The organism is Limnospira indica PCC 8005 (assembly GCF_000973065.1).
Taxonomy (GTDB): Bacteria; Cyanobacteriota; Cyanobacteriia; order Cyanobacteriales; family Microcoleaceae; genus Limnospira; species Limnospira fusiformis.
In genome coordinates this window covers 788282-808490 of sequence record NZ_FO818640.1, presented here as the reverse complement: position 1 = coordinate 808490, position 20209 = coordinate 788282, and the positions used below count along the sequence as shown (strand labels likewise).

At 43.7% G+C, this 20209-nt stretch carries 11 protein-coding genes and 2 pseudogenes; 6 read left to right on the top strand and 7 right to left on the bottom strand.

Going from position 1 to position 20209, the window contains the following annotated elements:
• Positions 1–1069: 1069 nt before the first annotated feature.
• The 6 genes and pseudogenes from XZ46_RS03440 to XZ46_RS37915 all read right to left on the bottom strand — a co-directional run bounded on the left by XZ46_RS03440 (position 1070) and on the right by XZ46_RS37915 (position 6953).
• Positions 1070–1960, bottom strand: coding sequence for an NF038130 family PEP-CTERM protein (locus XZ46_RS03440; protein ID WP_006667863.1), 891 nt, complete (start codon positions 1958–1960; stop codon positions 1070–1072).
• A gap of 491 nt (positions 1961–2451) precedes the next feature.
• On the bottom strand, positions 2452–3651 hold the full coding sequence (locus tag XZ46_RS03435) for an LL-diaminopimelate aminotransferase (protein ID WP_006621551.1): 1200 nt from the start codon (positions 3649–3651) through the stop codon (positions 2452–2454).
• A 48-nt stretch (positions 3652–3699) separates the two neighbouring features.
• Positions 3700–4034: pseudogene (locus XZ46_RS28090) on the bottom strand (thioredoxin family protein).
• 1077 nt (positions 4035–5111) lie between these two features.
• A complete protein-coding gene (locus XZ46_RS37925; protein ID WP_006621554.1) occupies positions 5112–5891 on the bottom strand; it encodes a group II intron reverse transcriptase in 780 nt (259 codons plus the stop codon).
• A gap of 96 nt (positions 5892–5987) precedes the next feature.
• Positions 5988–6707 (bottom strand): reverse transcriptase domain-containing protein, encoded by a 720-nt coding sequence (locus XZ46_RS37920; protein WP_006621555.1) that lies wholly within the window; start codon positions 6705–6707, stop codon positions 5988–5990.
• Positions 6708–6728: 21 nt separating this feature from the next.
• Complete coding sequence (locus XZ46_RS37915; protein ID WP_006667866.1) at positions 6729–6953, bottom strand: reverse transcriptase N-terminal domain-containing protein; 225 nt, start codon at positions 6951–6953, stop codon at positions 6729–6731.
• A 900-nt stretch (positions 6954–7853) separates the two neighbouring features.
• Here XZ46_RS37915 and XZ46_RS35780 point away from each other — a divergent pair.
• From XZ46_RS35780 to XZ46_RS03390, 5 genes and pseudogenes are all read left to right on the top strand, one after another.
• A pseudogene (locus tag XZ46_RS35780) lies at positions 7854–8607 on the top strand (zinc ribbon domain-containing protein).
• Between the two features lie 195 nt (positions 8608–8802).
• A complete protein-coding gene (gene glpX, locus XZ46_RS03405; protein WP_006621556.1) occupies positions 8803–9840 on the top strand; it encodes a class II fructose-bisphosphatase in 1038 nt (345 codons plus the stop codon).
• Between the two features lie 134 nt (positions 9841–9974).
• Positions 9975–11273: a glutamyl-tRNA reductase gene (locus XZ46_RS03400; RefSeq protein ID WP_006621557.1), complete on the top strand. Its 1299-nt coding sequence runs from the start codon at positions 9975–9977 to the stop codon at positions 11271–11273.
• A gap of 227 nt (positions 11274–11500) precedes the next feature.
• Complete coding sequence (locus tag XZ46_RS03395; protein WP_008057009.1) at positions 11501–14227, top strand: valine--tRNA ligase; 2727 nt, start codon at positions 11501–11503, stop codon at positions 14225–14227.
• 169 nt (positions 14228–14396) lie between these two features.
• On the top strand, positions 14397–15797 hold the full coding sequence (locus XZ46_RS03390) for an AAA family ATPase (protein ID WP_008057011.1): 1401 nt from the start codon (positions 14397–14399) through the stop codon (positions 15795–15797).
• Between the two features lie 127 nt (positions 15798–15924).
• Here XZ46_RS03390 and XZ46_RS35160 read toward each other — a convergent pair whose 3' ends face one another.
• A complete protein-coding gene (locus XZ46_RS35160) occupies positions 15925–16086 on the bottom strand; it encodes a hypothetical protein (protein ID WP_008057013.1) in 162 nt (53 codons plus the stop codon).
• 170 nt (positions 16087–16256) lie between these two features.
• On the opposite strand from XZ46_RS35160, the gene XZ46_RS03385 reads away from it, so the two are divergent.
• Complete coding sequence (locus XZ46_RS03385; RefSeq protein WP_008057015.1) at positions 16257–19841, top strand: AAA-like domain-containing protein; 3585 nt, start codon at positions 16257–16259, stop codon at positions 19839–19841.
• The last annotated feature ends 368 nt before the right edge of the window (positions 19842–20209 follow it).

Sequence of the window (20209 nt, the reverse complement as noted above, 5' to 3'; positions counted from 1 at the left end):
ATGCGACCCAATCAACCAAGGGGTTGAAGTCCTCACCGGGTAGTCCCCACGCCCATTTCAGCTCTATTTCATACCCGAAGGTCTCGCAGGTAGGGGTCGAGAGGGAAGTCGCCTTCCCCCACTCCCATTCAAAACCGTGCTTGATACTTTCGCATCACACGGCTCCTGATGTAGATACCCCTTGGCAACGGGAACAGGGTTACCAACCCCTGCTTTTGTACTTCAACTTTTGGAGCTAAATACAACATCGTAGTGTTTAAACTCGCTTTCGCCGTTAAACTCCTGTTGATTGCAGTAACTATATCTACACCGTGACTAGTGGGCATATCCTAACCATTACAATTAGGCATTGGCTTTCAGTCACATCCCTTCCCCTTAAAGGCATACGATTACACTTTCACTACTCAACAAGATGTACCTGCCGAGAGCCTAAAAAAAGGGGTTTAAACGTTCCGTTTATATGGGCATTCCATCTTTAGACTTGTCCTTTCCACCGGGGTACTTAAAAAGGTCTGTGTAGGTGTTGTATGGAAAACCCTACTTTTCCCCTTGCTCTTTTGAGCGCAGCGTGGCAACCTATTACGCTACTCAATAATGACGATGGTTCAAGCCAGACATTCGGTTTCCCTAGTCATGGATGGTTGGCAGTGGTCGCATTTGGTAGTAGGTTCTACTTCACGCCTTCCGTTCCCCGCTTCAATCCCAAGGTTGTGTATCCTGAAACTGGGGGTGGCTATCGCCTTTACTCTCTACTCCCTGATTTCTCAGTTTGTTTATGACCTTGAGTCCCCTGCCTTGCTCAGATTTCTCCAAGCGTCGGGACATATAAACAGTTATGGGATGGTCAGGGATGTGAATCCCTTATATTCCACAAAGGGGTGGAAGTCCCACTAGGAGGCTATTTCGGGCATTGCATCCCTATTTCACTCCTAAACGTCTCGCACCCATACTTGGTCTTGTAGCGCATCGCCCTAATTGGTTCAACTAATCTGCGATTAAATTAAGCTCTCTACCACCGGGCTAGTGTTTAAAATGATATGGATGCTAGTTGTAGCTAACAGGAAGCTAATTAGCTATTTTTCCGAGACTTGCGGGAAGAGGCTGCAAACAAACCGCCAACAGCCATCAGACCTAACATAGTGGAAGGTTCAGGAACAGAAGGCACGTCACCTGTAGGAATGAAGACTTTGTAAAGACCGTTGTGGGAAGTTCCATCAGTGTACTCAGTTAGTCCAGTAGCAGTAGCACTGAAACTCCACAGATAATCAACTACTCCGTCATATTCATACCTGAGAACTTCACTAGCCTGCCAACCTGCAAACCAGTCTCCGTAGACATTACCTAAGTCCATATGTCCGGCTAAACCGATTTCAATGCCGTTTCGATCGCTTTCAATGTAGGAGATGTTGGGGTCGCTGGCGCGTTCAAAGCCATACATACCGAAAAACGCATTAAAGGCATTTCTTCTACCGATTCTTCCTAAATCAGGTTGGTAGTTGTCCAATAACTCACCAAACCAGCGGTTAGCTAAGTTGTCAGAGCCATATTGGTTCGTGAAGCCACCATCAGCAGTTGTGAACCAATCGAAGGCGTTGAGGCTACTGATAGTCAGGGTTTGGCCGTTAACTTCACCAATCAGGCTGGTCCTTGCACCACCATAGAAAGATGAGTTATACCTCCACCCGTTCATACTTTGATCATTAATGTGACTGCTGGAGAACAATTCAATGTTACCGCCGGGGGTTCCGTCTAGCCTCCGCAAAATGTCGTCGATGTTTGCAGAAGGGTTGGCATAGGTTTGGTCAACTACACCGTCACCAGTAGTGTCTCGGGCATCGTAGAGGATATAGTCGTCACCTTCGATTCTGAAGTTTTGGGCTAAGACAGGAGCGGCGACCATTGCGGTCATACCTGCGGCAAGGGAGGCACTAACTAAGAATTTGTTGATAAGTCCAGCCATGATTGAAGTCTCCTAAAGTGAATGGTTGAGGGTTGAGTTAGTCCTTTTGGGGAAGCTGTAATGCTTTACCGGAAAAGGGATTGTCTTTAATTATGATTAGTTTTTCGTAGATGACACCGCTTTTTTTCATCGGTTGTGCGCTTTTAAGTTAGGGCGCAGAGTCTTTAATATAGACATAAATTTAAGGTCTGCTGTTTTTTGACTCTGTGTTTATTATAGTTGACGGTCTGGGAAAAATCTATAAAGGTTCTGTAAAGTTATGGTGATTTTATATAAAGTTATTGCCAAATTTGATGTGGTCTAAGATGGGTATGATGAGAGGGAAAAATACTCCGTATTTATACTGCAAATGAGAGGGTTTTGGGGGTGATGTTTAAGAGATTGATCCGTATATTTAAGGGAGCCGGACTCGATGAAACCCAGACCAGTGCTGGGAATTGTCGAGAACCGGCTCCTATAATGAGTTGTGGCAAGTTAGGTATTAGCTGGCTTTAGGGCTGGTGGGACTGCAAGAATTGGGCAATCCTGTCTACGGCGACTTTTAAGACTTCTGGGGGATGGACGAGAGCAAAGCGGACATATCCTTCGCCGGATTTACCAAAGCCAACGCCGGGAGATACGGCGACTCCGGTTTGTTGGACTAATTGGGCGCAGAAGCGGATAGAATCTTGACTCCAGGGTTCGGGGAGTTTTGCCCAAATGTAGAGGGTAGCTATGGGGGTAGGTACATCCCAACCGATGTCATGGAGGGCTTTAACAAAGACATCGCGCCTTTCTCGGAAGGTATCAACGGTGTGGCTAATTAATTCCTGGGGGCCGGTTAAGGCAGCGATCGCTCCATTAAGAATACCACGATACTGATTAAAGTCGATCGCCGCCTTGACCTGTCGCAGAGCCAGAATCAACTGAGGATTTCCGACGGCGAAACCGATACGGAAGCCTCCCATATTATAGGACTTGGAAAAGGTAAAAAACTCTATGGAGACGGTTTTCTGGGGGTCGGCTTGCAAGATAGAGGGGGCAATGGCATCATTATTGAGGGCATTGCCTTCTGGGAAGACAAAATCCCCGTAGGGGAAATCATGAACCAGGACGAGATCATTTTTTTGACAAAAGGCTACGGCTTCCTGAAAAAATGATAAGGGAGCGATCGCCGTTGTGGGGTTATGGGGATAACTCAAGACCATCATTTTGGCTTGAGCCAATACGGCTTCGGGAATTTCCTCAAACTTGGGCAGAAAGCCATTTTCGGCTAACATAGTCATCGGATAAATTTGCCCCCCGGCTATATATACTCCCCCAGCGTGGGAAGGATAGCCTGGATCTTGCAAGAGGGCAAAATCTCCGGGGTCCAGAATAGCTAAGGGTAGATGTCCTGTCCCTTCCTGACAGCCTATGAGTTGCAGAACTTCGGTTTCCGGGTCAACGGGTACGCCATACTTTTGAGTGTACCAGTGAGCGGCGGTATCTCGAAAATCCTTAGTATTGCGGAATAAGGCGTAACCGTGGGTTGTAGTATCGTCGAGGGAGTCCCGAATGCGATCGATAATGTGATTAGCCACAGGTACATCGGAAGAACCCAAAGACAAGTCAATGAGATCTTGTCCGGCGGCCAATGCTTTGGCTTTGGCTCGATCCATATCAGCAAATACATTAGACCGTAGAGGTTCTAGTCGCTTAGAAAATTGCATAGCATTCAACTCCGACGCAAACGGGACTCAATAAGAGATTTACAGATTCTACAGGTGAGGGTCAATCCACTCAATTAGCTTGTTTTTGGTAATTGCTCCCTCTAGGGAGGCGATAATTTCTCCGCCCATAAATAGCCTCAAGGCTGGGACCCCTTCCACTTGACAGAGTTTAACTGCTTGGGGGTTGAGGTCAACTTCTAGTTTAACTACTTTTAGGCGATCGCTGTAAGTATTTGCTACGGCTTGGACGGAGGGGGAAACCAGACGACAAGGACCACACCAGGGAGCCCAGCCCAGAAGTAGGCTAAAGTCGGCTGTCCAGTATTACCCAGGACTTCGGTTTCAAATTGGGAATCTTGAATGACAATGACGTTGCTACTCATTAAATCTGCTCGGCTAGTACCACTTCCTGATCACTAATTAGATTACCATAGTGCAAAATTGTGACGAGGGCAGTCCTGAATGGGGGTGCGATCGCCAAAATGCAACAAAATTTAACTTTTGAGGGGGACAGAAGGGTGGGAGAGTCGGCGGAGGGTGATTTACCAAAGATCCTGGGTCACTAGCCCGGTCGCTTCGGTTTTGCTCAACAAGCCTTGTAGGACGGCTTTTTATGTTATACTATTTTGTCTGTGCGAAACGTTTAGGAGTGAAATAGGGCTGCAATGCCTGAAATAACTTCCTAGTGGGACTTTCACCCCTTGGTGAAATATAAGGGACTCGTACCCTGACCATCCCATAACTGTTTATATGTCCCAACGCAACGCTTGGAGAAATCTAAGCAAGGCAGGGAACTCAAGGTCAATCCCATTTTAAGAAATCGCAATATACCGTCCAAGTATACCTAGGAGGAGTATTAAACCCACTTGGGGCGATTATGGGATAGAGTAACGGCGATAGCCACCCCCAATTTGAGGATTCACACTCCTAGGGTTGAAGCGGGGAACGGAAGGCGTAATAGGGGAACCTACCTCTCACTCGACCACTGCCAACCATCCATGACTAAGGAAATCTGAATGTTCCGACTTGAACCATCGTCAATAGTAAGTAGCGAAATAAGTTGATACGCTGCACTCAAAAGAGTAAGGAGAAAAGTAGGAGTCTGAGCACGCTACCTACACAGACCAGACCTTTTTAAGTAACCCGGTGGATAGGACAAGTCTAAAGATGGAATGCCCGTATAAACGGAACGTTTAAACCCCTTTTAGGCTCTCAGTAGTGTTGTGTCTATTGAGTAGTCAAAAGTGTAAGCGTATACCTTTAAGGGGAAAGGATGTGACTGAAAGCTAATGCCTAACTTAACTGTAATGGTTAGGATATGCCCACTAGTCACGGTGTGGATATAGAGACTGCGGTAAGTAGGAGTCCTACGGCGAAAGCGAGATTAGGGGTCGAGAGTGAAGTCACCTTCATCCCCTCCCATTCAGAACCGTGCATGAAAGTTTCCCTTCACACGGCTCCTAGTCTGATTGTTCCATTGTTAAGGATACAGCGTTGGCGTTGTCAAATGCCGTTTTATCATCATGACAGTGGCGGTGTAATAGCTGAAGGTTTTTATATTCGTCCTTTCCACCGTGGTTTCGAGGTATAATGTGGTCTACTTCAACTAAATCCGATGGTGCAAAATATTGCCCACACCAAGAACACCTGCCTTTTTGCTTTTTGAGTAGCTTTGCTACTCTATTTGGCGTGTCGATTGCTTGTCCTTTCCTGGTTGCCCAGTAAGTCCAATTTCCGTCATATAGTGTTGCGTCAGGGCGTATTAGGGTGTGTCTAACAATCTGTGTCCAATTATGTTTCCATAGTTGAAGTCCGTCCTTAGTCTTGAATAACCAGGATTCCTGTCTTTCTTTCCCATGGCTAAGTTTAACCGTTCCTTTATGGAAGTAGTTTCCTAGCTTTTCATAGCTTGCCTTTCCGCATCTTGAGATTGTCCATGCCCGCAACATTTGCCAGATTATATTGTCTAGCTTACTGAAAGTCTCCATTGAGACGACCCCTGAGTAGTAATTTGACCATCCACGAATAATCGGGTTTAGTTTACTAATCAGGGCTGATTGAGGTGCTGTTTTATGTTGTTTAATTACACCTTTTATCATTTCTGTGTGGGCTTTGACTGCTTTGTTACTGGGTTTGATGTGAGTTTTATGACCGATTAATCGGTTTGTTGTCCCACCTATTTTTCCAGATTTATATTTTCCTGCTGGGTATTGCCTGATATTGAATCCGAGAAAATCCAACCCTGGTTCTTCAGTTTTGCCATTATACTCAATGGAATTGAGTGTATGACAGATTCGAGTCTTTCCAGGTTTAATCTCTAATCCTACAGGTTTTAGCTATTCGGAAATTGCAGTTTTGCACTGTTCAATGATTTCTAGTGATGGTGATATTACTATGAAATCATCGGCATATCTTATTAGGCAGGCTTTGACAGCCTTACCTTCTTTCTTAGGATACATTGTTTCAATTAGCCTAACCATTCCCAACAGTGCGATGTTGTCTAGGAGTGGGCTTATTACCCCTCCTTGGGGTGTCCCTGCTTCTGTATCCTCAAATACACCGTTATCCAAAACGCCTGCTTTGAGCCATTGTTTAATATCTCGTTTTAGGCTGCTTGAACAATGAATTTTGGACATTAGGTAATCATGGTTTATTCGGTCAAAACATTTCGCTATGTCTGCGTCTAACACGAAGTATTTACCCTTGTTGATACTTGAGTAAATTCGTGCTATTGCATCATGGGCGGATCGTCCAGGACGGAACCCGTAGCTAGTGCCTTCAAATCTTGACTCCCATTCGGGTTCAAGTGCCGACTTGACCAAAGCTTGCCTTGCTCTATCTTGGATTGTAGGAATACCTAGTGGGCGTTTTTCATCCCTTCCAGGTTTTGGAATCCATACTCTCCTAAGTGCTTTTGCTTTGATGTTTCCCTTAATGTTCTCGACGAGTTCAAACCTTTGTTTTGGAGAGATTGCTCTTACTCCATCAACTCCAGCCGTTTTCTTGCCTTGATTATCTTGGAGGGCGGGTTTATTAAGCTGACTGTTGGGAAGCATGGCTGACCGTGGAACCCGCCCCTACAGCCGCACTGCTAAAAGCCGAGCATAGTATGATTTCACCAATAGACGTTGGAACCTTCGTGCCTTCGCGTCCTGTCCCGATTTAGCTGCTTGAAATATCCTCTTTTGGAGTTTGAAAACTTTTCGCTGAACTTTCGCCCACGGAATTGCTTTCCATGCGTTTTTCGTAGTCTTGATTGGTTTGGGTTGACCAAATCCTTTCTTTAAACTCGCTTGCGCCATATATGCTCCTACTTGGCTCTATTCTTGGCAATCAAACCGTGACCCGTCTGCATATCCCTACCATTACGGTCGGGCATTGGCTTCTGGTCACATCTCATCCCCTAACAGGCTTGCGCTTACACTCATCACTTTTGATTACCTCGACCAGATAATCAGAGCCTGGAAGGGGTTACAACGTTCCGTTTATATGGGCATTCCATCTTTAGACTTGTCCTCTCCACCGGGGTACTTTTAAAGGTCTGTGTAGGTAAGGTAGGTTTAATAAATCCCTACTTTTCCCCTTACTCTTTTGAGCGCAGCGTATCAACCTATTTCGCTGCTTACTAGTGACGATGGTTCAAGTCGGAACATTCAGATTTCCTTAGTCATGGATGGTTGGCAGTGGTCGCCTTTGGTAGTAGGTTCTACTTCACGCCTTCCGTTCCCCGCTTCAGTCCCAGGGTTGTGTATCCTAAAACTGGGGGTGGCTATCGCCGTTACTCTCAACGCAATTGTTAAGGAATTTTAAGATTTCCGATTTTTGCATTTTGACCTTGAGTTCCCTGCCTTTGTTTTGTATATTTCTATACAAAGCGTTGGGACATATAAACAGTTATGTTATGGGGATGGTCAGGAGTACGCTCCATATATTCAACCGAGGGGTTAAAATCCCCACCAGGCGGTTATTTCGGGTATTGCAACCCTATTTCATGCCTGAACGTTTCGCACTTTAAAGACTACGTATGTCATATAGCTCTGAAAGTTGAAGTCATAAAGCGGGGGGTTGTAGTCCCGTTCCTACTGACAATAGGGTATTCACATTAGGAGCCGTGTGATGTGAAAGTATCAAGCACGGTTTGGAATTGGAGTTGGGGAAGGTGACTTCCCTTTCGACCATAACAGGCGGGTTGTCCCATATAAATGATTGTACTGGAGTTTAAAGCCAAAGGGAAGTCAAATCACGTGCATTGCCATTGATGAGGCGATCCGAACTGCTCAGTCCATCGGCAATAAAGCGATCGGTTTCTGGATGGATAATTCAGGAATTGGGCAGAATAATTTGTATGGTCTAGGGCAAAACACGCTCGAGATGAATTTCCTTTTGCTAAAAACTTAAACTCCAGCGCCTGTCAAGCGTCCATTGAAAGAGCATATTCGGCAATAAGGAGGTTCTACGAGAACTGCCGGAAAGCCATTCGAGGAAAGAAAGGTTTTCCCAAGTTCAAAAAGAACAGCCGTTCAGTTGAATACACAACTTGTGGTTGGAAGTTATCAGAAACTCGTAATCAAATCACCATTCCCGTCGATTAATGATGCAAGTTGGTATCAGTTCAGGAAGCTAGAGTATTTTGGGGTGAAGTTTGGCAAGGTGACGGTTGCGGTTAACCCGGCTTATACTTCCCAAGAATGCTCTAACTGTGGTGCAGTGGTCAAAAAAGCCCTATCCACTCGAACTCATGTTTGTCAATGTGGGTTAAACTTGGCTCGGGATGGGAATGCTGCGCTCAACATCCTGTTCGCGCAGCGTTGCGCAGCAAAGTCAGCCTTGTGTACGCTAGGGCAAGCGCGAAGGGTCTTATACCCGAACGCTTCAGGAGATTCGACCTATACTATGGCTGGAGCAATCCTGTCAAAGCAAGTTGGGTCTATGAATGAAGAATCCCCTCGCCTTTAGGCAGGAGAGTGTCAAGATTTGTTAAGATTATTAAGAGGATTTCAATTCCCTGCATATAGGCTCTCAATAACCTGATAGACTTGAACACTGGGAGTGCTTAGGGGCGGGTTCACAAATAACCGGTTGCAAATAGAGGCTGTTTACTGAACCAGCCCCTACCATCAGGCAGTCTCAGATGTTGGGAGGATAAAACTCGTGGATAACGCTATTGGTTTAGAGATTATTGAGGTAGTCGAGCAAGCGGCGATCGCTTCGGCTCGATGGATGGGTAAAGGCGAAAAAAATACCGCCGACCATGTGGCTGTGGAAGCCATGCGCCAACGGATGAATCAAATTCATATGCGCGGTCGTATCGTCATCGGTGAAGGGGAGCGCGATGAGGCTCCTATGCTCTACATTGGTGAAGAGGTAGGTATCTGCACCCAGGAAAATTCGGCGACCTTTTGTAACCCAGAAGAATTGGTAGAAATTGACATCGCCGTTGACCCCTGCGAAGGAACTAACCTGGTAGCCTACGGTCAAAATGGCTCGATGGCTGTGCTGGCTATTTCTGAGAAGGGGGGACTTTTTGCGGCTCCTGATTTCTACATGAAGAAACTAGCAGCCCCTCCGGTAGCTCGTGGTCATGTTGATCTTAACAAATCAGCTACAGAAAACCTCCAGATTATCTCGGACTGCATGGGTCGCGCGGTTGAGGAATTAGTGGTTGTGGTTATGGATCGCCCCCGCCACAAGGAACTGATTAAGGAAATTCGGGAAGCTGGTGCTAGGGTTCGTCTGATTAGTGATGGGGATGTGTCCGCAGCTATCTCCTGTGCTTTCTCTGGAACTAACATTCATGCTCTGATGGGTATTGGTGCGGCTCCTGAAGGGGTGATTTCTGCTGCTGCTATGCGCTGTCTGGGGGGTCACTTCCAAGGACAATTGATCTACGACCCAGAAGTCGTCAAGACTGGTCTGATCGGTGAAAGCAAGGAAAGCAACATCGCTCGCTTGAAAGATATGGGGATTGAAAATCCTGATAAGGTCTATAATGCAGAAGAACTGGCTAACGGCAGAACTGTTCTATTTGCGGCCTGTGGTATTACTTCTGGTACTCTGATGGAGGGGGTTCGCTTCTTCGGTGGCGGCGCTCGGACTCAGAGCTTGGTAATTTCCTCTCAGTCGAAAACGGCTCGCTTTGTAGATACTATCCATATGTTTGAGAAGCCGAAAAATATTCAGCTTCGCTAGTTTCCAGTCGGGAAACGGGATCAGGGAAATTGCACAGATTTTGTGAATTTCTGTGGGCTGAAAGCAGAAACACCGGAGATGGCTGAAACCTGATCCCATGCACTAATAAAAAAACCGAAACACTAAACCGTTTTATGAATATTGCAGTCGTAGGTCTTAGTCACAAAACGGCTCCAGTTAACGTCCGTGAACAACTCAGTATTCCAGAACCTCAGATAGAAGGGGCGATCGCGCATTTGTTGAGCTATCCTCATTTGGAAGAGGTGGCGATTCTTAGTACCTGTAATCGCTTGGAAATCTATTTGGTCACAGTTGAGGCTCAACCGGGAATTAGGGAAGTGACTCAGTTTCTGTCGGAGTCGAGTCAACTACCCCTGGCTGAACTGCGTCCCCATCTATTTACGCTTCTCCATGATGATGCAATTATGCACCTAATGCGAGTGGCGGCGGGATTGGATAGTTTGGTTCTGGGAGAAGGACAGATCCTCGCCCAAGTTAAGCAAACTCACAAGTTGGGTCAGCAATACAAGGGAATAGGGCGCATTCTCAATCGTTTATTTAAACAAGCGTTGACGGCTGGGAAACGGGTGCGGACAGAAACTAGCATTGGTACCGGGGCGGTTTCTATTAGTTCTGCGGCTGTGGAATTGGTGCAGATGAAAGTTCAGGATATGTCTGATTACCGAGTGGCTATTGTTGGGGCGGGTAAAATGTCTCGCCTATTGGTACAACATCTGCTCTCTAAGGGGGCTAACCACATCTCTATTATAAATCGTTCGTTAAAGCGATCGCAAGAGTTGGCGGGTCAATTTAGAGAAGCGGATTTGAACTTGTGTCCTCTGTCGGAAATGATGGCTGTTGTGGCTAATTCCGATATCGTCTTTACTAGCACAGGTGCGACGGAACCGATTTTAGATCGGGCTAAATTAGAGACTACTTTAGCGCCTAACCAGTCTCTAATGTTGGTGGATATTTCTGTTCCTCGGAATGTGGCGGCTGATGTCACGGAGTTACCAGGAATTCAGGCGTTTAATGTGGATGACTTAAAGGCGGTGGTAGCCCAAAACTACGAAAGCCGCCGCCAAATGGCGCAGGAGGCGGAGGTTCTTCTTGAAGAAGAGGTGGAAGCCTTTGATGTCTGGTGGCGGAGTTTGGAAACGGTTCCGACCATTAACTGTCTGCGCGATAAGATTGAAGGCATTAGAGAACAGGAACTGGAAAAAGCCCTATCTCGTTTGGGATCGGAATTTGCCGAAAAGCATCAGGAGGTTATTGAAGCCCTGACTAGGGGTATTGTCAATAAAATTCTCCATGATCCTATGGTACAATTGCGATCGCAGCAGGATATTGAAGCCCGCCGCCGGGCTATGCAAACCCTGCAAACTCTCTTTAACCTTGACCCAGAAGCTATATCTGGTCAACAATACAGTTAGACTATCAACGGATTCAGTCCCCCCCGTCCTCCATAAAAGGGGTTTGGGGTGGGTCTGGGCTGGTCACACCACAGGAAAAACAGGCTCTACAGCCTTGAATAGTAGCGGTTACGATGACCGCCAGGGGCGAGAATAACTAATAATCTAATCAACTACTGTAATTTATGCCTTGATGTGGCAAAATATTTAGGAACGAGTAATCAGCTTAAACTGTCGATTAATCTGCTATGACTGCAACTATTCCCACACTAGCGCCCCAATACGACCCTTTCTCCACCGAAGCCAAATGGCAGCAATACTGGGAACAGAAGCAGGTCTTTAAAGCAGACCCTAACCATCCAGGTGAACCCTACTGTATCATGATTCCCCCCCCCAACGTGACGGGAAGTCTCCACATGGGTCACGCTTTCAATAATTCCCTGATTGATGCGTTAATTCGCTATCATCGGATGCGCGGTTATAATACGCTATATTTACCGGGAACTGATCACGCTAGTATAGCAGTACAGACTATTTTAGAGCGACAATTGCGAGAAGAAGGTAAAACTCGCTATGATTTGGGCAGGGATAAGTTTTTAGACCGGGCTTGGCAGTGGAAACAAGAGTCCGGTGGTACAATTGTTAATCAATTGCGACGTTTGGGGGTGTCCTGTGACTGGACTCGTGAACGGTTTACGCTGGATGAAGGATTATCAAAAGCGGTAATTGAAGCCTTTGTGCGTTTGTATGAAGATGGCTTAATTTATCGGGGTGAATATTTGGTGAATTGGTGTCCCGCTAGTGAGTCGGCGGTGTCGGATCTGGAAGTTGAAAATAAGGAAGTTAATGGCAATTTATGGCATTTTCGCTACCCTCTGAGTGATGGTAGTGGGTTTGTGGAAGTGGCGACTACTCGCCCGGAAACTATGTTAGGTGATACGGCTGTGGCGGTTAATCCTAATGATAAACGCTATCAAAATTTGATTGGTAAAACTCTGACTTTACCAATTATGAATCGGGAAATTCCTATCATTGGGGACGAGTTAGTTGATCCAGAATTTGGGACGGGTTGCGTTAAGGTTACTCCCGCCCATGACCCCAATGATTTCGAGATGGGAAAAAGGCATAATTTGCCGATGATTAATATTATGAATAAAAACGGTTCTTTGAATGAAAATAGCGGACCGTTTGTCGGACAAGATAGGTTTGTGGCGCGGCGAAATGTGGTGAAACGCTTGGAAAGCGAAGGGTTTTTGGTGAAAATAGAAGACTATAGCCATTCTGTACCTTATAGCGATCGCGGAAAAGTTCCGGTTGAACCGCTATTATCTACTCAGTGGTTTGTCAAGATTAGACCGTTGGCTGATCGCGCTTTGGTATCTTTGGATAATCAACATAGCCCGAATTTTGTCCCCCAAAGATGGCAAAAAGTCTATCGTGACTGGTTGGTGAAATTAGAAGATTGGTGCATTTCTCGTCAACTGTGGTGGGGACATCAAATTCCGGCTTGGTATGCGGTGAGTGAAACTGGGGGAGAAATTACTGATCATACTCCTTTTCTGGTGGCGCGGACAGCAGCAGAAGCACAGGAAAAAGCGATCGCCTCCTTTGGAGAAGGGGTAAAACTTCAGCAAGATCCCGATGTTCTCGATACCTGGTTTTCCTCTGGTTTGTGGCCGTTTTCGACTTTGGGATGGCCGGAAAAAACCCCCGATTTGCAAACCTATTACCCGACGAATACTCTGTCTACTGGGTTTGATATCATCTTTTTCTGGGTGGCTAGAATGACGATGATGGGGGGATATTTTACCGACCAAATGCCTTTTCAAACCGTTTATATCCATGGTTTAATCCTGGATGAAAATGGCAAAAAGATGTCGAAATCAGCGGGAAATGGTATCGACCCCTTATTGTTGATTGATAAATATGGGACTGATGCGCTGCGTTATACTTTAATGCGGGAAGTGATCGGCGCAGGACAGGATATCCGTTTAGAGTATGACCGCAGCAAGGATGAGTCGCCGTCCGTGGAGGCTTCCCGGAATTTTACTAATAAACTCTGGAATGCCGCCCGGTTTGTGTTGATGAACCTGAAAGGACAAACTCCCGCACAATTGGGAACACCGAATTTCGAGGAGTTGGAATTAAGCGATCGCTGGATTTTGTCTCGGTTTAACCAAACTGTCAAGCAAACTTGTGATTATATGAATGCTTACAGTTTAGGGGAAGCCGCCAAGGGCTTATATGAGTTTATTTGGGGTGATTTTTGCGACTGGTATATTGAATTAGCCAAGTATCGTTTACAGGGAGATGGTAGCGTTTCTCAGAAAGTAGCCCAGCAGGTACTCGCCTACATTTTAGAAGGCATTTTAAAGCTATTACATCCTTTTATGCCACACATTACCGAGGAAATTTGGCACACCTTAACCCAAACCGGGGAACAAGATTGTTTGGCGGTGCAGACTTATCCAGTATTGCAAGAACAGATGATCAGTTCCGACTTAGAAACCGATTTTGATTTAATTATCGGCACAATTCGCACTCTCCGAAATTTGCGCGCCGACGCTGATATTAAACCCAAGGTGAAAGTTACCGCGATTCTGCAAAGTGAAAATGCCAAAGAAAGGGAGATTTTGCAGCGGGGAGAGGTCTATATTAATAAAATTGCTGGGGTGGATAACTTGGTGATTACAGAAGCCCTAACCGGAAATGAAGGTCAAACTATCGCCGGGGTAGTCGGGACTATTCAAGCCTTAATTCCTTTGGCTGGGGTAGTTGATTTACCAGCCTTGAAGCAACGAACCGAGAAGAAATTGGCAAAAATTCAGAAAGAAATTGACAGCTATACCAAGCGTTTAAGTAATCCTAATTTTGTCGATAAAGCCGACCCGCAGGTTGTACAGGGGGCGCGAGATGCTTTAGCAGAAGCTGAGAAACAAGCAGAAATTCTCCAAAGCCGTTTGAGTGGTTTCTAGGGTTTTCCTAACTGTGGGGAATTTTCCCCACTGACCATCATCTATGTACTCAAAAAGTATTTGGGAGTTCCAAATATTGTTAACAGATGCAATCTCCGAGCCATATCCTCCCAATACCCCTACCATAGCAGAGTCATAAAAATCTAAAACTCTCACACTTAAATTATTCATGAAAATCAAGGTTCAAAATTTAGGTGTTATCAAACAAGCCGAACTCGAGTTAGGAGATCTCACGATTATTTGTGGGGAAAATAACTCTGGCAAAACCTATGTTACCTATGCTTTGTTTGGATTTTTAGCTACATGGAGAGATGGCTTTGAAGTGGAAATTGCCAATGATATTATTGACCAGATTTTAAATCAAGGATTGGCGACGATCAACCTCCTAACTGATATTGATTCCCCAGAAAAAATCCTATCCCAAGCCTCCGAAGCCTACGCAGACAGTCTGGGGGAAATCTTTGGGACAAACCGAGCCAGGTTTGCTCAGACAACCTTTGAAGTTTTTTTAGATTTAAATAGAGATTTTGTTAATCATAGCTATGAAACCCATATCGGAGCCAGCGGTTCTGATCAGCAAATTTTTTCATTGATCAAACCTGTAAATAGCCCAGAACTGACAGTTACACTCCTAGCAGCAAAAGAAAATATTGATTTTCCTCGGCAAATCATCAAGAAAATCATTAGTGATTCGATTAAAAATATCCTGTTTTCTCGATTTTTTCCGCGCCCCTTTATTGCCAGTTCAGAAAGAACCGGTACGGCTATTTTTCGCAAAGAACTCAATTTTGCCCGTAATCGCCTCCTGGATGAACTGAGCCAAGTTGAAGGGGAAAAAGATAGGTTTAAACTGCTCTTTTCCAGGGGCTATGAAGATTATGCGTTACCCATTCGGACTAATGTTGAGTTTCTGCGTAATTTAGAGGCAATATCTAAACGCAACAGTCAGTTAAGTGAAATAAAATCCGGCATTTTAGATGATTTTGATGATATTATTGGCGGTCGTTATGTTGTTACCAAAAATGATGAACTCTACTATATTCCTACGGGTAATAAAAAAGCTCAGTTAACCATGGATGAAAGTTCTAGCGCCGTTCGTTCTTTACTGGATATTGGCTTTTATTTAAAACATATTGCCCAAAGGGGTGAATTACTAATTATTGATGAACCTGAACTAAACTTGCACCCGGAAAACCAACGTCGAATTGCTCGTTTAATTGCTCGGTTGATCAACAGTGGCATCAAGGTATTGATCACGACCCACAGTGATTATATTGTTAAGGAATTGAACACCCTGATTATGCTCAATTCCGATAAACCCCACATTCAGGAAATTGCCCAACAAGCAGGCTATCAACCAGATGAAATTCTCGATGCTAGTCGTGTTAAAGTTTATATCGCTGAAGAAGCCCTTGTTCAATTACCGGGTAAATCGAGGCGGAGTCGCTGTCAAACGTTAACCGTAGCGACAATTACACCGGATTTCGGTATGGAAATTTCCAGCTTTGACACTGCCATTGAAGCCATGAATAAAATTCAAGAAGCGATCGTCTGGGGAGAAGGGTTTTAGTGTGGGAGGTAGATTATCGAATTCTGTCAGAGTTAATTGATGAATCAGCACAAATTAAAGCGATCGCTCTATCCTATAACAATAGACGATGACAATATAAAAGAAATACCGAAGCACTATTTATCGGTTAAGTATCAGCAAGAAATTTATTTCCGAGTGTTCTTAGAAAAAGCATAATTTGAGATGCGATCGCCTCAATACCAGTAACCTCAAATACTTGACGACAGAATGGAGGTTGTGCTATACTCAGAGAAATCGCTTCCAGGGGCTTATTGTAACTACACGCCAAAAAAAACCGTAAACCCTATATATATCGTGAAATCTTAATATTTTGTGGCTAAAATTTAAAATAGCGATGCACGAGTGTTTGAGGATTTGGCTGTTGACAAAATCGACATTTTATGCAATGAGCATTTGATAGGCGAATAATTAACTATAATCCATCATGGATGCAATGTTATGATACTTGGGTCCGAATCAATTTATCAAGTAGGTGGTAGCCTTCATAGAGACTCACCGACCTATGTAGAGAGGGCGGCGGATAGGGAACTCTATCAAGCCTTGAAATCTGGGGAATTTTGCTATGTTCTCAATAGTCGCCAAATGGGTAAATCGTCCCTGTTGGTGCGGACTTCCCATAGACTACAACAGGAGTCGCTGAAGTGTATCAGCTTAGATATGGCTTGTATTGGTAGTGAAAATGTGACACCTTTACAGTGGTATAAAGGGATTTTAACTTGTTTATGGACAGGTTTTAAGCTAACCAGTAAATTTCCGCTGAAAAGTTGGTGGAATGAACGAGAAGACCTATCTTTATTGCAGCGTTTAAGTCAATTTATTGAAGAGTTATTAAAACATTTACCCGACCAAAATCTGTTTATATTTGTGGATGAAATAGACAGTATTTTAAGTTTACCATTTCCGGTGGATGATTTTTTTGCTTTCATCCGTTATTGTTATAATGAAAGGGCTATTAATCCCGAATATAATCGGATTACTTTTGCGATTTTTGGAGTGGCTACACCTTCGGATTTAATTAAAGATAAAAATCGCACGCCGTTTAATATTGGTAAAGCTATACAGTTATCAGGATTTACTTTAAAGGAAGCTGAACCCTTAATGACAGGTTTAATGATTCCGGGTAAAAATTCTCGTCGTCTGCTGAAAAGTATCTTAAATTGGACGAGAGGACAGCCTTTTTTAACTCAGAAAATTTGTAATATTTTATATTTAGATATATTTAAAAAAGAGAAAAATAAGTTCTGGGAGTCCAAAACAGAGCAAAAGATTATCTATAAAATTGTTCAAGATTACATTATTGACAATTGGGAATATCACGACGAACCGGAACATTTAAGGACTATCTCTAATCGATTATTGCACAATCAAAAAAGTCTGGCGAATTTGCTAAGTCTTTATCAGCAGATTTTAATAGGTATAATAATTGAGGCTGACGGTAGTTCAGAACAAACGGAATTAATCATGTCTGGATTGGTGATTAACTACCATAATTATTTAAGTATAAAAAACAAAATTTATCAAAGGATTTTTAATCAAGAATGGGTGGATAAAAAGTTAAGTAATTTACGACCCTATTCTCAAACTTTTGAAGCCTGGGTACTTTCTGGTAAAACTGATGAGTCTCGACTGCTGCGAGGACAGGCTTTAGAAGATGCTCAAAAATGGATGGTGGGTAAGGCTTTAAGTCCGGTAGATTATCAGTTTTTAAATGCTTCGGCTGAATTGGAACAACTCCAAGTTAGACAGCAACTAGAAATTGAGCGATCGCAAGCTATTGCTAACCAATTACAAGAACAGCAAAAAAGATTATTACAGGAACACAAAACCGCCAAACAACAACAAATATTTATCGGGGTTTTAACCGTTAGTTTGGCGATAACTTCCCTGTTAGCATTGGAGACATTTAATTTATATCGCCGGGCTTCAATTAATGAAAAACAAGCTAGAATTAACAAGATTGTGGCTATTATCAATTCTGCCAACACTTTATTCAGCCAAAATTATCACCTGGATGCTTTATTGTCGGCTTTAGCAGCACACCGAAAAATTGAAACTATCCAATTAGCTAATCCCGAAATTATTGCGAAAGTTAAAGAGACGGTTAGCCGGGCATTTTTCCGCGCTGATGAGTTTAATCGTATTGTAGCCCATCAAAATTTGATTTGGCGAGTTACGTTCTCTCCTGACGGTCAATATATCGCTACTAGCAGTAATGATAGAACTATTAGACTCTGGGATATAAGCGGTAATTTATTACGGGTTTTTGAGGGTCATGCAGGGGACATTTTTGATGTGGCTTTTTCGCCAGATGGTCAATTTTTAGCCTCAGCTAGTTTAGACAAAACGGCTAAAGTCTGGACTCTTGATGGTAATTTAGTTACTACCCTAAATCTCCATGAAAATGGTGTCAGAGCGATCGCTTTTTCTCCAGATGGTCAAACCATAGGAACAGCCAGTCAAGACAAAACAGCACAACTGTGGCGACGGGGTGACCAGGGATGGACTGATGCTTATCTTTACCTGACTTTAACAGGTCATGATGATGCTGTAGAGGCGATCGCTTTTTCTCCAGATGGTCAAAATATCGCCACCAGCAGCAAAGACCACACCGTGAAACTATGGGGAATAGATGGCAGTCTAGTTAATACCTTTAGGGGACACCAAAACCCCGTCTGGGATGTGGTATTCTCCCCTGATGGGAAAACTATCGTTTCCGGTAGCAATGACGGTACAGCCAAAGTGTGGGGACTTGATGGCAGTCTGATTACTACTTTACCCTCCCAGGAAGGTTGGGTTTGGTCTGTGGCTATTAGTCCTCCCGATAGCATTATCCGCCGTTTAGGTATCGCTTTTGCTACCGCTGATTTAGCTAATAATATTAAGCTGTGGGATATAGATGGTAATTTGTTATATACCCTAGAAGGTCATGAACAACAGGTCTGGAATGTTAGCTTTAGTCCTGATGGTAAAACTCTGGCTTCGGTAAGCAATGATAACAGTCTTCGACTCTGGAGTTTTGACCACCCTAGCCTGACGATTTTGAGGGGACATAATCGAGGTATTTTAGATGCGGTATTTTCTGAGGATGACAGTTTTGTGGTAACTGGTAGTGATGATAAAACTCTCAAAATTTGGCGACCTAATGGGGAGTTATTACAGACTATTCCTACTAGCGATGGGGGAGTTTTGTCGGTCAGTTTTGATTATCACAATCAGATTTTAGCTACTGGTAGCTATGACAATATTGTTCAACTGTGGCAAATTTCACCTGATGGAACCAACATAACTTTACTCAACACTTTAACTGAACATACTGGACCTGTTTGGTCGGTGGCTTTTAGTCCTAATGGTGAATTTCTGGTGAGTGGTGGTGGTGATGGCACTATCAAACTTTGGAATAAAGATGGAGTTTTGCAAAACAGTTGGTCTTCACAAGGACAGACTATCCGCACAGTTGCTATTAGCCGAGATAGTCAGTTAATTGCTTATGGTGGTAGTGGTGAAACGGTGCAAATTTGGGGAGTTGATGGTAGTCTTAAACGGGAACTAAGTCAATACCACACCGGAACTATATTAGGCTTAGATTTTTCTCCTGATGGTCGCTTTTTGGCTTCGGTAGCTGAGGATGATATGGTGAAAATTTGGGATGTTAATAGCAATTTAATTAACAGTTTTAAAACTTATCATAATGATATTGTATCTGATGTTAATTTTTCCCCAGATAGTAAAATACTGGCGACGGTGGGAACAGATGGAAGTGCGAAACTATGGACTGTTAGCGGTGAAAAATTGGCGGTTTTTAATGGTCATCGCACCCGTCAAACTAGGGTTTTGTCGGTGAGTTTTAGCAATGATGGTAAAAAGTTAATTTCTACTGATACTGATGGGGTGGCTATTCTATGGAATCTCGATAATTCTATTAATTATCAATCGGTGAAAAATTATGCTTGTGAATGGGTGCGCGATTACTTACCAATTAATCCCGATACTCCAAATGGCGATCGCCAAATTTGCCAAAATTAAATAGATTCTTTGGGACTCTCACCCACAGCCTTTAAACACCCCCAAAAAATAACTTTTACTAATAACTTCATCAAGATAGTTTTGATTTTCCAACTCATGTTAAGATTTAATACAATTTAATTGATAACTCCTCTGAAATACTTGACGACAGCATGGGGGTTTTGCTATACTCATATAAATTGCAATAAAGGCATTCTTGTGACTACACGCAAAAAAAAAGCTGGAAACCCTATATATATCGTGAAATATTAATATTTTTTGGTGAAATTTTTAAATTGCGATGCACGAGTTTTTGAGGATTTGGCTAGGGCAAAAAATTAGCATCTTGACAAAATAGGCGTTTGGTGAATCGGATGTTTTCTTTACCA

Excerpts from the sequence above, each read along its gene's own strand:
- XZ46_RS37915 (WP_006667866.1), bottom strand. The coding sequence starts at position 6,953 with ATGGCGCAAGCGAGTTTAAAGAAAGGATTTGGTCAACCCAAACCAATC.
- XZ46_RS03395 (WP_008057009.1), top strand. The coding sequence starts at position 11,501 with ATGACTGCAACTATTCCCACACTAGCGCCCCAATACGACCCTTTCTCC.
- XZ46_RS03400 (WP_006621557.1), top strand. The coding sequence starts at position 9,975 with ATGAATATTGCAGTCGTAGGTCTTAGTCACAAAACGGCTCCAGTTAAC.
- XZ46_RS37920 (WP_006621555.1), bottom strand. The coding sequence starts at position 6,707 with ATGCTTCCCAACAGTCAGCTTAATAAACCCGCCCTCCAAGATAATCAA.
- XZ46_RS03385 (WP_008057015.1), top strand. The coding sequence starts at position 16,257 with ATGATACTTGGGTCCGAATCAATTTATCAAGTAGGTGGTAGCCTTCAT.
- XZ46_RS03440 (WP_006667863.1), bottom strand. The coding sequence starts at position 1,960 with ATGGCTGGACTTATCAACAAATTCTTAGTTAGTGCCTCCCTTGCCGCA.
- XZ46_RS03390 (WP_008057011.1), top strand. The coding sequence starts at position 14,397 with ATGAAAATCAAGGTTCAAAATTTAGGTGTTATCAAACAAGCCGAACTC.
- XZ46_RS03435 (WP_006621551.1), bottom strand. The coding sequence starts at position 3,651 with ATGCAATTTTCTAAGCGACTAGAACCTCTACGGTCTAATGTATTTGCT.